This window comes from Enterococcus ratti (assembly GCF_001886195.1).
Classification (GTDB): domain Bacteria; phylum Bacillota; class Bacilli; order Lactobacillales; family Enterococcaceae; genus Enterococcus_B; species Enterococcus_B ratti.
Window position 1 is genome coordinate 1 of record NZ_JXLB01000076.1, and the last position, 314, is coordinate 314.

The 314-nt window shown below is 34.7% G+C and carries 1 protein-coding gene; it reads left to right on the top strand.

Annotated features, from left to right (window positions below):
- The coding region (locus RV14_RS11780) for an immunoglobulin-like domain-containing protein (RefSeq protein ID WP_342714789.1) at positions 1-314 on the top strand (314 nt) is incomplete at both ends.

Consider the following 314-nt stretch of genomic DNA (forward strand, 5'->3'; position numbering starts at 1 on the left):
AAATAAATTTGAAGTATATATTGGAAGCCGTGTACCAGTAGGAACAAAAGAATTTACACTAAAAATGTTTAACCGTGCTGGTGAACAAGTGGCTTCTCAAGTGGTTCAAGTTCGAGCGGTTTCATTAACTGTGGATAAATATAATCTTGGCGATGAATATATGACCGGTTCTTGTACAGGTTGCACCACGAAAAAATTCCGTTTAACCGTAGATGGTAAAGTATACAATCCTGGTTTTAAATTAACAAAGGGCAAATTTGAAATTTATGTTGGCAACAAAATTTCAGGTAGTTCAAAAGTAGTGAAACTAGAAG